General features: G+C 40.9%; 10 protein-coding genes. 2 read left to right on the top strand and 8 right to left on the bottom strand.

The features are described 5' to 3' along the window. Positions 1–103: 103 nt before the first annotated feature. Together PAUR_RS23500 and PAUR_RS23495 are read left to right on the top strand one after the other, a co-directional pair. Positions 104–1,183 (top strand): efflux RND transporter periplasmic adaptor subunit, encoded by a 1,080-nt coding sequence (locus PAUR_RS23500; RefSeq protein ID WP_192510139.1) that lies wholly within the window; start codon positions 104–106, stop codon positions 1,181–1,183. Positions 1,184–1,185: 2 nt separating this feature from the next. Continuing rightward, positions 1,186–4,251, top strand: a complete 3,066-nt coding sequence (locus PAUR_RS23495) for an efflux RND transporter permease subunit (protein ID WP_192510138.1) — start codon at positions 1,186–1,188, stop codon at positions 4,249–4,251. A 41-nt stretch (positions 4,252–4,292) separates the two neighbouring features. On the opposite strand, the gene rluF is transcribed toward PAUR_RS23495, so the two are convergent. From rluF to glgX, 8 genes are all read right to left on the bottom strand, one after another. Further along, positions 4,293–5,246, bottom strand: coding sequence for a 23S rRNA pseudouridine(2604) synthase RluF (gene rluF / locus PAUR_RS23490; protein WP_192510137.1), 954 nt, complete (start codon positions 5,244–5,246; stop codon positions 4,293–4,295). A 56-nt stretch (positions 5,247–5,302) separates the two neighbouring features. Continuing rightward, positions 5,303–6,385, bottom strand: coding sequence for an ABC transporter substrate-binding protein (locus PAUR_RS23485; RefSeq protein ID WP_225738561.1), 1,083 nt, complete (start codon positions 6,383–6,385; stop codon positions 5,303–5,305). After that, on the bottom strand, positions 6,378–7,481 hold the full coding sequence (locus PAUR_RS23480) for a DUF418 domain-containing protein (RefSeq protein WP_192510136.1): 1,104 nt from the start codon (positions 7,479–7,481) through the stop codon (positions 6,378–6,380). Before PAUR_RS23480 ends, PAUR_RS23485 begins: the two co-directional genes overlap by 8 nt. A 2-nt stretch (positions 7,482–7,483) precedes the next feature. Further along, positions 7,484–8,698, bottom strand: coding sequence for an EAL and HDOD domain-containing protein (locus PAUR_RS23475; RefSeq protein WP_192510135.1), 1,215 nt, complete (start codon positions 8,696–8,698; stop codon positions 7,484–7,486). 191 nt (positions 8,699–8,889) lie between these two features. Beyond that, the gene (locus PAUR_RS23470; protein ID WP_192510134.1) at positions 8,890–10,431 is read right to left on the bottom strand and encodes a glycogen synthase; all 1,542 of its coding nucleotides are present in this window, start codon (positions 10,429–10,431) and stop codon (positions 8,890–8,892) included. Positions 10,432–10,442: 11 nt separating this feature from the next. After that, on the bottom strand, positions 10,443–11,741 hold the full coding sequence (gene glgC / locus PAUR_RS23465; protein ID WP_192510133.1) for a glucose-1-phosphate adenylyltransferase: 1,299 nt from the start codon (positions 11,739–11,741) through the stop codon (positions 10,443–10,445). 27 nt (positions 11,742–11,768) lie between these two features. Then, positions 11,769–14,252 (bottom strand): glycogen/starch/alpha-glucan phosphorylase, encoded by a 2,484-nt coding sequence (locus PAUR_RS23460; RefSeq protein ID WP_192510132.1) that lies wholly within the window; start codon positions 14,250–14,252, stop codon positions 11,769–11,771. After that, positions 14,245–16,296, bottom strand: coding sequence for a glycogen debranching protein GlgX (gene glgX / locus PAUR_RS23455; RefSeq protein ID WP_192510131.1), 2,052 nt, complete (start codon positions 16,294–16,296; stop codon positions 14,245–14,247). The genes PAUR_RS23460 and glgX overlap by 8 nt, the downstream gene beginning before the upstream one ends. Between the last annotated feature and the right edge of the window lie 2 nt (positions 16,297–16,298).

Here is a 16,298-nt window from a genome sequence, read left to right as displayed (position 1 = left end):
ATATTTATATAAATTCAAATATTATATAATTTTTATTTTATCGTGCTTTTCTATATCGTGCACCACAATTATTAATACACTGAATTTAAGATGGAGTTTTACCATGCTAAGGTCCACCGCTATTACGATCGCCTTGTTTTTATTGCTCGGCTGCCAAGATGCCACAGAACAGAACTCACAAGCCGAGGTTATTAGACCGGTAAAATTAGTGACCGTGACTGATTCCCAGCAAGGGTTAGTTCGCAGCTTTCCTGCTGAGGTGGTTGCTAACCAAGGCTCTTATCTTGCATTTAGAGTCAATGGTGAATTGCTTGCATTTCCAGTTCTTGCTGGGCAGCATGTTGATAAAGGCCAGTTGCTTGCAAAACTTGACCCTGAGGATCTACAGTTACAATACGAGCAACGTAGTGCACAATTTGAATTGGCACGTTCACAACTAGCACGGATAAAATCGCTCTTCGATAAATCAATCGCCACCAAGTCTGAATTTGACCAAGCGCTTGCCAACAAACAAGTCGCTGAGTCTGCGTTTAAAATTGCCAAAACCAATCTTGAAAACTCAGAGTTGAGGGCACCATTTAGTGGCACAATTGCTAAAGTGTTTGTTAAAAACTATGAAAGTGTGGTCGCCAAGCAAAACATCCTTCGTCTAGAAACCAGAGACATGATGGATGTGATCATACAAGTACCAGAAAAGTTGGTGGCTCGTGTTAATAAAGATCTAGATTATCACCCCAGTGTAGTTTTTGACGGCTATCCGTCTAAATCATATCAGCTGACCATTAAAGAGTGGGATACACAGGCAGATCCAGCGACGTTAAGTTACAAAGTCGTATTTACCCTACCAATACCTAAGGACTTTAATTTGCTTGCTGGCATGAGTGGTCATGTATATATAGATCACAGTAAAGTAACAAAGCTGCCTGCCAAAAAGCTGTTTGTTCCAGTTGAAGCCGTTTTTTCAAAGCAAACAGAGCAACTCGCTAACAATGCCTATGTATGGTTGTACAACGAACAAACTCAGACGATTTCTATGCATCCGGTCACTGTGGGTGATATGTATGACCAAGGTATAGAAATATTATCAGGCCTTTCAAACACAGATATTGTCGTCGGTGCGGGTGTACACCATTTAAAACAAGGTTTAAGAGTACGACCTTGGGCTAAAGAACGAGGGCTATAACAATGAGCTTAGCTAAATGGTCAATTGAAAACAAAGTAATAAGTTGGATGTTTGCATTGCTGCTACTCTTGGCTGGCGCGATTTCCTATTTTGGTTTGGGCCAACTTGAAGACCCAGAATTTACCTTAAAAAAAGCCATGATAGTGACAATGTACCCAGGCGCTTCTCCACAACAAGTTGAAGAAGAGGTCACTTTTCCAATTGAGAATGCCATACAACAGCTCCCCTATGTTGATTACGTTACGTCGATTTCATCCGCAGGAAAATCACAAATATCCGTTGAGATGAAGAGCACCTACCGTAAGAATGACCTTAAACAAATTTGGGATGAACTGCGCCGTAAAGTTAATGATCTAATCCCTAGCCTACCACCAGGTGTTTACACACCTAAAGTTATTGATGATTTTGCAGATGTATATGGGGTTATGTATGCGGTTACAGGAGATGGATACTCCTACGATGAACTCAAAGACTATGTTGATTATCTAAAGCGTGAACTTGTATTGGTTAAAGGGGTGAGTAAAATCACTGTAGCAGGAGAACAACAAGCTCAAGTAGTTGTAGAAATTGCGACACATAAGTTGTCTCAACTCGGTATTGCCCCTTCTCGTATATTCTCACTTTTAGAAGCGCAAAACAGCGTTTCAAATGCTGGAAAAATAAGAGTTGGCGCCGAGTCTATTCGCCTCCATCCAACGGGAGAGTTCCAAGATGTTACAGAACTAGAACATTTGTTGATATCCAAACCTGGCGCAAAAGAGCTTATATATTTAGGTGATGTTGCCAGCGTGAGTCGTGAATATGCAGAAATTCCGCAGCACATTACACGGTTTAATGAACAGCGAGCTCTACTCGTAGGTGTCTCTTTTAGCTCTGGTGTAAATGTTGTCGATATTGGTCAAGCAATGGAGGCACACCTTGCTTCACTAGAATATCAGCGACCGCATGGCATCGAAATTAATGTGGTATACCACCAACCTAATGAAGTACAAAAATCAGTTGATGGATTTATAATCAGCCTTATCGAGGCCGTGGCAATCGTTATTGTGGTCTTATTACTATTTATGGGTGTAAAAAGTGGCTTATTAATTGGTGCGGTATTGCTTCTGACAGTCCTTGGTACTTTCATTTTTATGAAGCTATTTGCAATTGATCTACAGCGTATTTCTCTGGGTGCACTCATTATCGCTTTGGGTATGCTGGTCGATAACGCCATTGTTGTCACTGAAGGAATTTTGATCAATTTAAAACGTGGTCAAACTAAGCTACAAGCAGCCATCAATATTGTGGAGCAAACAAAGTGGCCTTTATTAGGCGCAACGGTTATTGGCATTACCGCTTTCGCTCCTATTGGTCTAAGTAGTGATGCCAGTGGCGAATTTGCAGGCTCTTTATTTTGGGTGCTACTTATTTCATTATTGTTAAGCTGGGTTACTGCGATTACATTGACGCCATTTTTTGCTGATTTACTTTTTAAGGAGACGATTGCAAGTAAAGAAGTACAACAGCAAGACCCATATCAAGGCATGATATTCACGCTTTATAAAGCTCTACTGAGCACCGCTTTGAAATACAGGCTATCTACAGTTATGATCATGATTGCGTTACTCGGCCTGTCTTTGTTTGGATTTAAGTCAGTTAAACAATCATTTTTTCCGTCATCGAACACCCCTATGTTTTACGTAGACTATTGGCATTATCAAGGCGCTGACATTCGTAGTACAGCTGATAATCTTGCTAAAATAGAACGATTTTTGCAAAATGACGATTTAGTGCTGGAAGTTACCTCAACAATTGGGCAAGGCGCCCCACGATTCATGTTAACGTATTCTCCTGAGCAACAATATGACGCATACGGACAACTCATTGTCCGTGTTAAAAACCGTGAAGCGGTCACCAATATGATTGCGAAGTTAAGAGAGTTTGAAAAACAGCATGTCTTAACTGGCACGTTAAACATCAAACGTATGGAGATAGGTCCTTCCACCAAAGCAAAAATTGAAGCTCGCTTCTCAGGCCCTGATCCTGTTATCCTTCGTCGGTTATCTGCAGAAGCTCAAATAATGCTCGCTAAAGACCCTAAGGCGTTTAATATTCGAGACGATTGGCGTCAAAGAACCAAAGTAATCCGTCCTGAATTTAATGAGCAGAAAGCACGTCGATTAGGCATAAGTAAATCAGACCTTGATCAATTACTGCTTACCAGTGTGTCTGGTAATAAAGTTGGCCTGTATAGAGATGGTACACAATTGTTGCCCATCGTCGCGCGCTCTCCCGAAGAAGAGCGTAAAAATATAGAAAACCTCAGTGATTTACAGATCTTTAGCCCGTTACTCAATGTATACATTCCGATAACCCAAATCGTCGACGATTTTAATGTGCTCTGGGAAGACCCACTGATCATGCGGCGGGATAGAAAACGCACGATTACCGTTATGGCAGATCATAATGTTATTGGTGACGAAACACCTGCAAAACTATTTAACCGCGTGCGTAATGACATTGAAGCAATTGAACTCCCTAATGGCTATGAAATGAGCTGGGGCGGCGAATTTGAATCATCGTCAAAAGCAAAAACGGCTATTTTTGGTTCATTACCTATCGGATACTTGGCGATGTTCATGATCACCGTATTGCTGTTTAACTCGGTTAAAAAGCCATTAGTAATATGGTCAACTGTGCCACTTGCGGTTATCGGTGTAACAGCAGGGCTAGTCTCACTCAACGCGCCCTTCAGTTTTATGGCACTGCTTGGGCTATTAAGTTTATCTGGTATGTTAATTAAAAATGGTATCGTGCTTGTTGATCAAATCAACCTAGAATTGCAAGAAGGCAAGCCACCTTACATGGCCGTATTTGACTCTGGTGTCAGTCGAGTTCGACCAGTCTCCATGGCGGCAATTACGACCATTTTAGGGATGATCCCACTATTATTTGATGTGTTCTTCAAGTCTATGGCGGTCACAATTATGTTTGGACTTGGCTTTGCAACAATATTAACTCTCGTATTTGTGCCTGTTATGTATTGTCTATTATTTGGCATTAAACACGAAGCGAGTACGTCTTAGTTCTTCCCATAAACCAATAAAAGGCCCTTCTGGGCCTTTTATTATTTCTTCAGTGATAGTGTGCCACCTTTGCGTTTAACTGGCTTGTTTGTCGTTGACACCTTATTATTCGTTCTTTTAGGTTTAGGCGCGCTTTTCTCAACTTTATGCCGCGCTTTTACGTCATTTCGCTGTGGCTTTGAATGTTCTTCACGATTAACCCCTTTTCTATCAGCTTGCTCTTTATCGTGAACGTTTGGCTTTCTTTCCGGCCTTTTATTTGGATCAATTGAGCCCTCTTCCGTTTTAGCTGACGATTCGATAGAGCTATTTATTTCATTCATTTCTTTTTGCGTTAAATGACGCCACTGACCCGATTTGAGACCCTCCATTCTTACGTTCATAATACGCACACGCTTTAACGTTTCAACTTCATAGCCTAAATATTCGCACATACGTCGGATCTGACGATTCAACCCTTGAGTTAGCACAATCACAAACTCTTTATTCGACGTTTGTTTCACCTGACACTTTTTGGTGACTGTGTCTAAAATTGGAATTCCACCAGCCATTCGTTCAATAAACCGTTTATTAATTGGTCTATCAACCGTAACCACGTATTCTTTTTCGTGATTATTCCCCGCTCGCAATATTTTGTTGACGATATCACCTTCGTTCGTCAGAAAAATGAGCCCCTCAGAAGGCCTGTCTAATCGACCGATTGGAAAAATACGCTCAGGATAGTCGATAGCGCTAACAATATTACTTCTAATTTTGCGTTCTGTCGTGCACGTGACCCCAACAGGCTTATTGTACGCAATATATACACATTTAGGCTTCGCTTTTAGAGGCTTACCGTCTACCGTAATTGTATCGGAATCACTCACCTTTACGCCCATTTCAGGTAGAGCATTATTGACCCTAACTCGGCCTGACTCTATAAGTTTGTCAGCTTCTCGACGAGAACAGAATCCCGTTTCGCTTATATATTTATTTAGGCGGGTTAATTGCGTCACTTGTTACTCTTACCTGAAGAAAAAACCGTATTCTAAACTAACCGTTGTTAAATTTCTTATTTTTCTGCACTTCGCTGTAACTGAGTTAAATTAAAGTCATACGTCAACTTTTTTGTCCCAATCAAGCTCATTGCTTTGTAATCAATCAATGACCAGTCTGGGCTATGTACTATCCATCTGAAGTCGTCTAAGTTTTTGCGGCTAATTACACCCAGTTTAAAACTTAACATGGTGTTTTTTTGCCAAAATGGGTGGCTATGATAATGGTCACGTAGAGTAACGAGTGCCCATCCTCCCATCATAAAATGACCACCAATTGTTGCGCTCATATCGCCATTATCTACAAGCTCAATAGCATCACCTAGCCAATCAAAACCTCCTATGGCAACTTTGTGAGGTATTTTCGAAGACTTAACCCCAGTAAGAGCTCCCATTGCCATTAGGTCTGAGGCAGTCCAAATTAAATTAGTATCTGGATAGCGTGATAATAGTCGCTTGGTTTTATCATACGCTTGCTCTTTGGACCAACTTGCATGAACCTGTTGGTGTAACTTAACGCCTTGTTCATTAAAATAATCGATTGCGCCTTGACTTCGCACATCAGATTCAGAACCATAATGACCATTAATTACGATAGCTTTAATCTTTTTAATGTGAATATCACTATCAAGCACGAGCGCTTCTGCAAGCCTACTTCCCGCATCATAATTATCATGAAATACCTCTCCGAGCCATGTTGGATAACGTTCATGAGGGTTTCCTATTGCATGCCTTTCAGGACCAGTAATTGTCTGCTCTAATGTAATAAAATTAATTCCATATTTATCTAACAGCTCTAATGTCGCCTCAGCACCTCCAGGATAATTCATGAGAATGACATAGTCTGGTGTCGCACGATAATTTAAATATTTTTTCAATTCCGCCAATTGAATATGGCGATTCCCTTCTCCGTAAATCGTATCAATTTTAACATTAAGTTGTGCGGCAGCCTGCTCAGTAATCGTTTGAACTTTATGCCAAAATGGCTCTCCAGCGACCGATGGGTTAACGAACAATACCGAAAACTCACTTTTAGCAGCCCCTTCTAGAGGTAGCATCAACACACCAATTAACCACAGTGATAATCTAACCCTAAACATAATCTGCCTCCTTACTGCGCAAACACAGCCTCTTCAATAGATACTCTAGTGGTCCTTGTTTGAAAAAGCGAAAGTAAAGCGGCGCAATAAGCAATTGAAAAAGAGACAAAAGTAGAGCGATAGCCATGTATTCCATACGATTGTATTGTTCATATCCGTTAGGCATAACCCAATAGAAGAATGACACCATCAGTACTGATTGAAATATATAAAGTGTCAAAGCCATGCGTCCCACCGCTTGAAGCCAAGAAAACTGAAACCCCTTACGGCTCATTTTCACCACACAGTGAATAATTAATAAAGCCCCCGCAAACGCGTTGACCCAAATAAGACTATCTACTAACACCGACAAAGAGTTAATGTCCAGAACCTTAAGATAAATCGTACCTACGGACAGCAAAGCTGTTGCGGTAATAACTAATGGCTTTGCGTTATTTGATAAGCCATGTTTAAAAATCCCCTGTTTATAACAGTAAATTCCCGCAATCATCAAGCCTGCACTATACCAAAGTGTGATCAGCGGCATGATAAGCAACATAATTGAATAATACACACCATTATGTCCAAAATGTGATACTACATCTCTTGGCAAATTATCTACTATTTCATAAAACTCGCTACTCCCTCTAATAATGGGATCTGCCACATCTATAGATCCCAATACAAGCATCATTGAAACACCAAACAAGCCAAAACCACAGCCATGTCTAATTAGCCGAGATGGCCCTGCATCTATATACTTTAATGCGATAAACCCAGCCAAACCATAACTGACCAAAATGTCACCAGGCCAAAGAATATAACCGTGGAGTAGGCCTATTGTCACGATCCAAAAGAGCCGGTCTTTAACTTGCTGATCACTGCCATTTTTATCCATTTGCAAACACAAGGCAGCGCCAAATAATAAGCAAAACAAACTTCGAAATCGGCCGTCAAGTAGCAATGCATTAATCCAATCAATAACAGAATCTGATAAAGGCACTACAGGTAGATTAACATAGCCCACTTCAAACATAGAGAAGTAGTAAATATTCAAAAATAATAACCCAAGTACTGCAATTCCTCGGTTTATATCTAGTGTTGCAATACGCTCCATGCTCACACTCTATCTTTATACATATCAGCCCAACTAATCGCTGCAGCGTGAAAATCTGGTAAGCAAGTATCTTCCAAGTTAAGTAAGGTACACGCCTCTTGTAAATGCCACCAACTTCCAGACTCATACGCTTTAACGACATTCAGTATGTAATAAAGAATATTAGGCTCACCGATTAGCGCATCCCTAAGCGCCTCGGGAAACGGTAAACGATTAATTACTTGCGTCATTGGCTTATCCAATATCGCATCGAGTAACGAAAATAAGCCAGTTAAAAAACTCATACCCGCCATATTAGGACTTAATTTTCTCGCGATTAACTCACAAAAGCGCGATCTAACAATACTCAGCCGAGTTAGCTCTGTTGGCTTACCTTCTGCGATATGTGCAGTCATAATCAGCCCCACAAACTTCTTCGTTCGTTCATTACCTAGATACACTAATGCTTGTTTAAGAGACTCTATTTTGTTTTTTATAGGAAACACCCCTGAGTTTAATAAACGAAGTAATTTGTATGCTAACGCTGTATCTTGTGCAAATAATTCGGCCACTCGTACCATATTCATATGAGGTTTAAGCACCTCTGCATAAATTAGCATTGCAACAGCATAGTTAATTTCAATGTCATTCTGTTCTATGACTTTCGGTTTTGCGAAAAAGTATCCTTGAAAAAAATGAAATCCCATAGCATATGCTTGCTTAAACTCCTCTTCCGTTTCAACCTTTTCCGCCAGTAACTTCATATTCTTTCGACGTTTAAAGTTATTAACCAAAGGTTCAATGCTAGATAAAGGGCTTTGCATAATATCAAACTTAACGAGTCTTACCAGTTTAAGAAAAGGTTCCCAATCTTTGGTGTACTCGAAGTCATCAAGCGCCAAACGGTAGTCATTGTGGAAAAGCGTTCTTACTAATTCGTAATTTTCAGCTGTTGGTTCTATCGTTTCTAGCAGCTCCAGGATAACATCGTGCGCAGGTAAAAATTGTGCCAACTCCTGCGTTAAAGAATCTGGACCTATATTAATGAGCGCTTTTTTACCTGATGTAAGATAACGCGTTCCAAGATTAAGTTGGTTATCCATGATCAATTTTGCGGTTGCAGCATCATCACTCACATTAGGAAAGCTATTACTCGTCCCATCTCTAAATAACAGCTCGTATGCAACAACCTGTTTTTTTCGATTAAAAATAGCTTGCCTAGCTACAAATACCTTCAAATGGTGGCTCCTTGCTGATCACTACCCAGAAGATAGTACTTTGGTTTGCAATGATACACTTATTTTAACCATAAATGATTAAAAATCATATAGAACAAAGAGATTACTAAAATCACCCTCGCATAAATATAGCAGTCAAATGACAAAAAGCAGGCCATAGGCCTGCTTTTTAAAGATATACTTACTGAGTTTTACGTAGTGGAATAAAGTAAATTAATATAATCTTTCGCTACATTATGCCATTCAAAACGCTGTGTTCGTGCACACTCGCGTATTTGGTTGTATTTTTCATTATCCTCATCATACATTGCCAGTGTTGAAGTAAACGTACTAATTAATGCACTTTGCTGTTTACCCAAGTCTTCTCCTTCAAATACAAAACCACTTTCAAAATGAACGACTGTATCGCTGAGACCACCCACTTTGTGCACCAAACAGGGTTGTCCTGCCCGCATTGCCAGCATTTGGCTAATGCCACATGGCTCAAACGAGCTTGGCATCAAAAACAAATCTCCGAGTTCATAAAGCATATCTCCTAAATGCTGCCCATATCCATTTAGAAACAGTACATTTTCGTTTCGAGCCATCACTTGAGTAAAAGTAAACTCTAAATTAGTATCGCCAGAGCCCAAAATTATGATTCGTCCCCCTATTTTAGCAGCGATACTTGAGAGTTCATCCAATAAAACTCCAGTGTTTACCTCCTGCCTCAAAAGTAATGCTTTTTGATCTGTCAGTCGCCCGACACTCGTGACAACAGGCCCTTGCTCTTGAGCGTCTCGCCACTGCTTGATGCGCTGATGCGCAAGATAGTGGCTAGAAGACAGTTGCGGCGAACTTGCCATCCACTCAAACAAAAGTGCTTCACTCGCATTGAGAAACATCGTTTGATCGCCTTTTGACTCTTGCTTATGAGGGTATTCACATCCATTTAAGATCCCGACTAACTTCCCATAGCGATTGGCTATCTGCATATCATGCTCTAGACCCTCCCCACCAAAGAAACCTCTGTCAGGTTCACTACTACGCAATACTTCACTACTATAATTCGGTGAAACAACATGCACTTTATCGCACAATGTGATTGCACTGCGCATTGGATTAAAGCAATGAGGGTACTGATGATCGCACAGCATTTGTCCATCATAACTTAATGTAGGAAACCAAGCCTCTAGGCTCGATTCATCATGCTTAAACGGCCTGATCCCCTGTAATGCCAAATTATGCACCGTATAAATAGTTCTTAGTGTCTTCAATCGAACAAAACGAGGGCTAAACTCTTTCAAGACTGCAACACATGCTGCGTGCCAATCATGTAGATGTAATACATCGAGTTTCTGGAATAGACCATGCTCTATCGCTTCACTTACGGCAGCGCTAAAAAAAGCAAACTTGCTCGCATCAGTTGCAAATGGACGTTGCTCATCATCGTTACAATAAATTGATCCACCATGCGCACTAAAGAGGGAGTGGGAAATAACATATTGTATCACCCCCTCGCCTCGCTCGACTTCCCATAAAGTCGCAGTTTCCAAGTGTTGCCTAAATGGTACTGCGATATCACCTACAAAAGTTCTATTTAGATCATTTTGACCATAATCAGGCACAACTACTAGTGCTTCAACTTCGTGCTTTGCTAATGCGTAAGGGATATCTCGAATAACATCGGCTACCCCTCCCACTTTACATTTTGGTAAGCGGTCATTCTCCGCTGCAACCATTAATACCCGCATATTTCGCCTTACTACGCTGTTTTAAGCTTGGACGCTTCTTGTTCTTTACGCTGACTATACGCCACTAGCATTTCTCGTGTTACCAATACTATACCTTTATTAGACACACGGAAGCCATTTTTGCGATCTTCGTCCGCATCAAAACCTAATACTAACCCTTCAGGTAGATGACACCCTCGGTCTACAATAGCATTACGAATTTTACAATGTCTCTCAACTATCGCGCCAGGTAATAGCACTGCACCTTCAATTTCGCAAAATGAATGCACGTGAACATTAGAGAACAACAACGATTTCCTAACCACTGACCCTGAAATAATACAACCACCAGATACCGTCGAGTCTACAGCCATACCTCTGCGTTCTTCATCATCGAATATAAATTTCGCCGGTGGCAATTGCTCTTGGTAAGTCCAAATTGGCCATGTCGGATCATACAAGTCTAATTGAGGCTCTGGTGACACCAACTCCATATTGGCTTCCCAAAATGAATCTATAGTACCCACATCACGCCAATAGGGTTGTCCTTCATGACTAGGATCTCTAAACGGAAATGCAAAAACATTATGTTCTTCAATAATAGCGGGAATAATATCATGCCCAAAGTCGCGACCAGAACCTTCTCTTTCAGCATCTTGCTTTAATTGCTCAAATAAAAATTCCGTATTGAATACATAGTTCCCCATTGAAGCTAAACATATACCCTCTTTGCCCGGTATCGATGATGGCTCAGCAGGTTTTTCATCGAACCTTCTAACACGCTTATCTTTGTCCACTGTCATAACACCGAACGTATTGGCAGCTTCTTCACATTCAACTTCAATACAACACACCGTCATATCTGCACCGGTTTCAACATGCTTAGCTAACAGCGCACCATAATCCATTCTATAAACATGGTCGCCTGATAAGATCATCACATACTTCGGTAGCTCATGACGAATAATATCCATATTTTGAAATACGGCGTCCGCTGTGCCGCAGTACCACTCATCTCCATATCGCTGTGATGCAGGCAATATCTCAACAGACTCTCCCAATTCTTTTTTGAAGTGGCCCCAGGCTCTATTCACATGACGTATCAAAGAGTGCGACTTGTATTGAGTTGCAATACCCACTCTACGGATCCCTGAGTTGATACAATTTGACAGAGGGAAATCAATAATTCTGTGCTTACCACCAAAATAAACCGCTGGTTTAGCGCGCCAATTTGTCAGCTCATGCAAACGTGAACCTCGGCCACCAGCCAAAATAAGGGCGTATGTCTCTCTTGTTAAACTACTTATGTAGCGGTTTGCGTAACTAGGCATTCATCTTCTCCATATATCCTTGCAGGGCTATTGCATTGGCTCAAGTCGCCAAATTTCATTACTATATTGTGAAATTGTTCGGTCACTAGAAAAGTTTCCACTGGCCGCCGTATTTAAAATACTAATTCGTGTCCACGTTTTACTATCTTGATACGTTTTAGATGCGAGGTTTTGTGCATCTACGTAACTTGCAAAGTCATGTGCGACAAGCCAAGGATCGGTAGAACATTTAATGGCATTTATCACATCGTCAAATATATGTGGTTCAAACAAGTTAAAATGACCACTTTCAAGTAATGCAATGACTCGTTTTAAGTTTTCATCTTCGGCAATAATTGAAATGGGGTCATAATTACTGCGGATCTGGTCAGTGTGTGCTGCGTGTGCTCCAAATAAGAAAAAGTTATCTGCACCAACTTGCTCTCTAATTTCAATATTTGCCCCATCTAAGGTGCCTATTGTTATCGCGCCATTCATCATGAACTTCATGTTACCTGTGCCTGAAGCTTCTTTGCCCGCAGTTGATATTTGCTCTGATAAATCCGTTGCCGCACAAATTGTTTCCATTGCGGTAACGTTATAGTTGGGGATAAATGCCACTCGTAACAGTCCAGCTGCACGCTTATCCTGATTAACAACATCAGCCACATTGTTAATGAGCTTAATAACTTTCTTCGCCATGTAATACCCAGGCGCAGCTTTCCCACCAATTAATACACAGCGTGGCGTAAAGCCTTCTACATCGCCTCTACAAATTCGGTCATATAAGTGGATCACATGTAATACATTGAGAAGTTGCCGCTTATATTCATGTATGCGCTTAACTTGAACATCAAACATCATCGTCGGATCAAACTCAACACCACAGCGCGCTTGTACTAAAGCACTTAGCCTTTCCTTATTTTGATACTTAACTTGTTGCCATTGCTTATGAAAGGTTTTGTCATCGTAGTAACGTCTCACTTTCTCAATTTGACTAAAATCAGCAACCCATTCATCGCCTATTTTACTCGTGATTAACTCACTTAAAGCTGGGTTACAATGAGCCAACCAACGCCTCGGCGTGACGCCATTTGTTTTATTATTAAATTTATCAGGCCATAATTCATAAAATGTTTTAAATAAGCCAGCCTTGAGCAATTGCGTATGGAGTGCAGCGACCCCATTTACCGAGTAACTTCCAACAATTGCTAAATACGCCATACGAACCTGCGGCACATCCCCTTCTTCGATTAAAGATAGCTCTCTTTGCTTATCTATATCGCCAGGCCACTGCAATGCGACCTCAGCTAAAAACCTAGCATTAATTTCGTAAATAATTTCAAGTAATCTAGGTAATAATTTGCTAAATAAAGGCACTGACCAACGTTCTAACGCTTCTGGTAATAGCGTATGGTTAGTATATGCCATGGTACTTGTAGTAATGGACCAAGCTTTATCCCAGTCAATATCATATTCATCAACCAATAAACGCATCAACTCGGCAACAGCAATACTCGGATGCGTATCGTTTAATTGAAACACATGGTATTTCGCGAAATCTGAAAACTCCGCACCAAACTGGCCTACCCATTTATTAAGTATGTCTTGTAAACTCGCACTTGATAAAAAGTACTGCTGACGTAAACGTAATTCTTTGCCGTTCTCACTGCTGTCATTAGGATACAAAACCATGGTGATCTGTTCAGCCATATTTTTACGGGCCACAGCTTCAGAATAACTACCCGCATTAAACTCATTTAAGTCAAATTCATCTGTCGCTTCCGATTTCCATAACCGTAATGTGTTAACAACCCCATTTTTATAACCAGGGATAGGGACATCGTACGGCACTGCGAGTACATCTTGAGTGTCTACCCAGCAACGAACATTTCGCCCTTGCTTACTCTTATAACTGTCAACTCGACCAAAAAACTTAACTCTACAAGCTTGATCAGGCGCACTCAACTCCCAAGGGTGGCCCTCTCTTAACCAATTATCAGGCTGTTCAATCTGATGCCCCTTTTCAATACTTTGGTTAAACATGCCATACTCATATCGAATCCCATATCCTATTACGGGTAACGCAAGACTCGCGCAACTATCTAAAAAACAGGCTGCTAAGCGACCTAACCCGCCATTACCAAGCCCGGCATCATGCTCAGCCTCAGCAACAGTTTCTAGCTCGCTGCAATATTGCTTAAGTGCAAGCGCCGTGGACTCCTGTAGATCTAAATTAAGTACCGCATTACCCAGCGCTCTCCCCATTAAGAATTCAAGAGATAAGTACGCTGCTTTACGTGTTTTTTTTGACGTTAGATGCAAATTTGTTGCCCTACATCGAGCAACCATGCGGTCTTTAATTGTCAATGCCAAAGCATGGTAGAGATACAGTTGTGACTCACCCACTCGGTCGCGGCCTAAGGTATAATAAAAATGACGTGTTAAATCATCGTTCAATGTACTTTCATCTAGCTTAGGTGCATCTTGCCAGTGTTTTACGACGCATACATTTGTGCCTTTATTAGCCATGTATGTTTCCCTCTTTTAGCGATGTAAATACCCAACTGGATTGGGCTGAGATTGTGCACATACTTTGTGCATTATCATATTTGGCTGAATCACAACTACTTAATGCAAGTTGCCAATGTTTTGAAAACGGTGCGCTGGGTAATCTTGCGTCTAAACAAGCATCATGCGCATTAAATACAATAAACAATGCCTCCTCTAGTTGACGATCTTGAATTGAATATAAAAGCCACTTTCGCCCTTCGCTATGCCAATCAGACTCTTTCATTTGTTCGCCATTTTCATCAAGCCAACTTACCGAGAATCGACTATCATCAGAGTGAACATAGAAAGGATGTTGAAAAACACTAAACTGTTTTCTAATCGCCAATAAATCTTGAATAAAGAACGTCAATTCATGATCCAGCTGAGATGATTTCCACGCTAACCAGTTCGTTCGATTATCTTGGCAATAAGCATTGTTATTACCGCCTTGAGAATGAGAAAACTCAGTACCAGCTGCAAGCATTGGCACCCCTTTAGATAAAAGTAGCGTGGCCAATGCATTTTTTTGCATTTTTATCCTTAAGCTACTTATTTTCATATCGGTAGAAAATCCCTCAGCACCGCAATTGAACGAATAATTCTCACTATGTCCATCTCGATTCACTTCGCCATTAGCGAGGTTATGCTTATTTTCGTAACTCACCCAATCCGCTAACGTGTATCCATCATGACTCGTTACAAAGTTTATTGAGTTTAAAGGACCCCGCCGATTGTGTTCAAATATGTCATTTGAGCCATGTACACGCTTAGCTAATTCAGGCAACACACCTTCGTCTTGGCGCCAAAAACGCCTAACAGTATCCCTATATTTATCATTCCACTCTCGCCATGGTGGCAAAAAAGCCCCTAACTGATACCCTCCAGGACCAATATCCCAAGGCTCAGCAATGAGCTTTGCACTACTCAAAACTGGGTCTTGTAACACCGCATGCATAAATGCATGTCGTGCATTAAAACCATGTTCTGTGCGTGCTAAAATGGTGGCTAAGTCAAATCTAAACCCATCGACGCCCATTACTTCGACCCAATATCGCAAACTATCTAAAACCAATCGTAATGTTTGTGGATCGTCAATGTTGAGAGTATTTCCGCACCCAGTGTCATTAATATATACACTGGGCTCCCCTAATACATGTCGATAGTACCCAAGATTATTTAACCCCTTTAATGACAAAGTCGGACCATCAATTCCAGCTTCTGCAGTATGGTTGAAAACCACATCTAAGATGACTTCAATTCCAACCTCATGTAAGGTCGCCATCATACGTTGGAACTCAGTTATATCATTGTCTACCAAGTAAGACTTATGAGGTGTGAAATAACTTAGCGTATTATAGCCCCAGTAGTTCCGCAGCCCTTTTGTGATAAGAAATTGCTCACTCACAAATGCATGTACAGGCAATAACTCTAGCGTTGTTATCCCTAGACGTTTGATATGACGTATAAATGCTGGGTCTGAGAGTCCTAAAAATTTACCTCGAAATGCAGGGTTAACTTCAGGGTGCTTAAAGGTTGCGCCTTTAACATGACACTCATAAATAACCGTTTTTGACCATGCATGATTTGGTCGCTCTTCCACATACTTAGATATATTGCTCACTTTAGATTTAGGCATATCAATGGCGTTATCCAAAGTACTCAATGTCCCTACTGGCATATGACAGAAATGCCGTTCACTCCACATAAATTCCCCAAAGAAGTCTTTACTATATGGGTCCATCAGTAATTTATGTACGTTAAATAATCTCCCTGTATTCGGGTCATAATCACCATCCACTCGATATCCATAGAGGGTATTTTCTCTCAATGGCTCAACAAATACGCTCCAGCCGCCTCCCTCATGCAAATACATCTCGATCATTGCAATTTGCGAGTGACCACTTGTATCAAAAAGACACAAATAAACTTGAGTAGCATACGGCGCAAACACCGCAAAATTTACGCCAGACTCTTTTACTACACTACCAAAACGTACACAGTTGCCACGACATGAATTTAACATTG

This window comes from Pseudoalteromonas aurantia 208 (assembly GCF_014858725.1).
GTDB classification, from domain to species: domain Bacteria; phylum Pseudomonadota; class Gammaproteobacteria; order Enterobacterales; family Alteromonadaceae; genus Pseudoalteromonas; species Pseudoalteromonas aurantia.
This window is presented reverse-complemented; position numbering and strand designations above follow the sequence as displayed.

What these genes read in the sequence shown, in the direction of transcription:
- PAUR_RS23500 (WP_192510139.1), top strand. Translation starts at nt 104, where the DNA reads ATGCTAAGGTCCACCGCTATTACGATCGCCTTGTTTTTATTGCTCGGC.
- PAUR_RS23495 (WP_192510138.1), top strand. Translation starts at nt 1,186, where the DNA reads ATGAGCTTAGCTAAATGGTCAATTGAAAACAAAGTAATAAGTTGGATG.
- PAUR_RS23485 (WP_225738561.1), bottom strand. Translation starts at nt 6,385, where the DNA reads ATGTTTAGGGTTAGATTATCACTGTGGTTAATTGGTGTGTTGATGCTA.
- PAUR_RS23480 (WP_192510136.1), bottom strand. Translation starts at nt 7,481, where the DNA reads ATGGAGCGTATTGCAACACTAGATATAAACCGAGGAATTGCAGTACTT.
- PAUR_RS23470 (WP_192510134.1), bottom strand. Translation starts at nt 10,431, where the DNA reads ATGCGGGTATTAATGGTTGCAGCGGAGAATGACCGCTTACCAAAATGT.
- glgC (WP_192510133.1), bottom strand. Translation starts at nt 11,741, where the DNA reads ATGCCTAGTTACGCAAACCGCTACATAAGTAGTTTAACAAGAGAGACA.
- PAUR_RS23460 (WP_192510132.1), bottom strand. Translation starts at nt 14,252, where the DNA reads ATGGCTAATAAAGGCACAAATGTATGCGTCGTAAAACACTGGCAAGAT.
- glgX (WP_192510131.1), bottom strand. Translation starts at nt 16,296, where the DNA reads ATGTTAAATTCATGTCGTGGCAACTGTGTACGTTTTGGTAGTGTAGTA.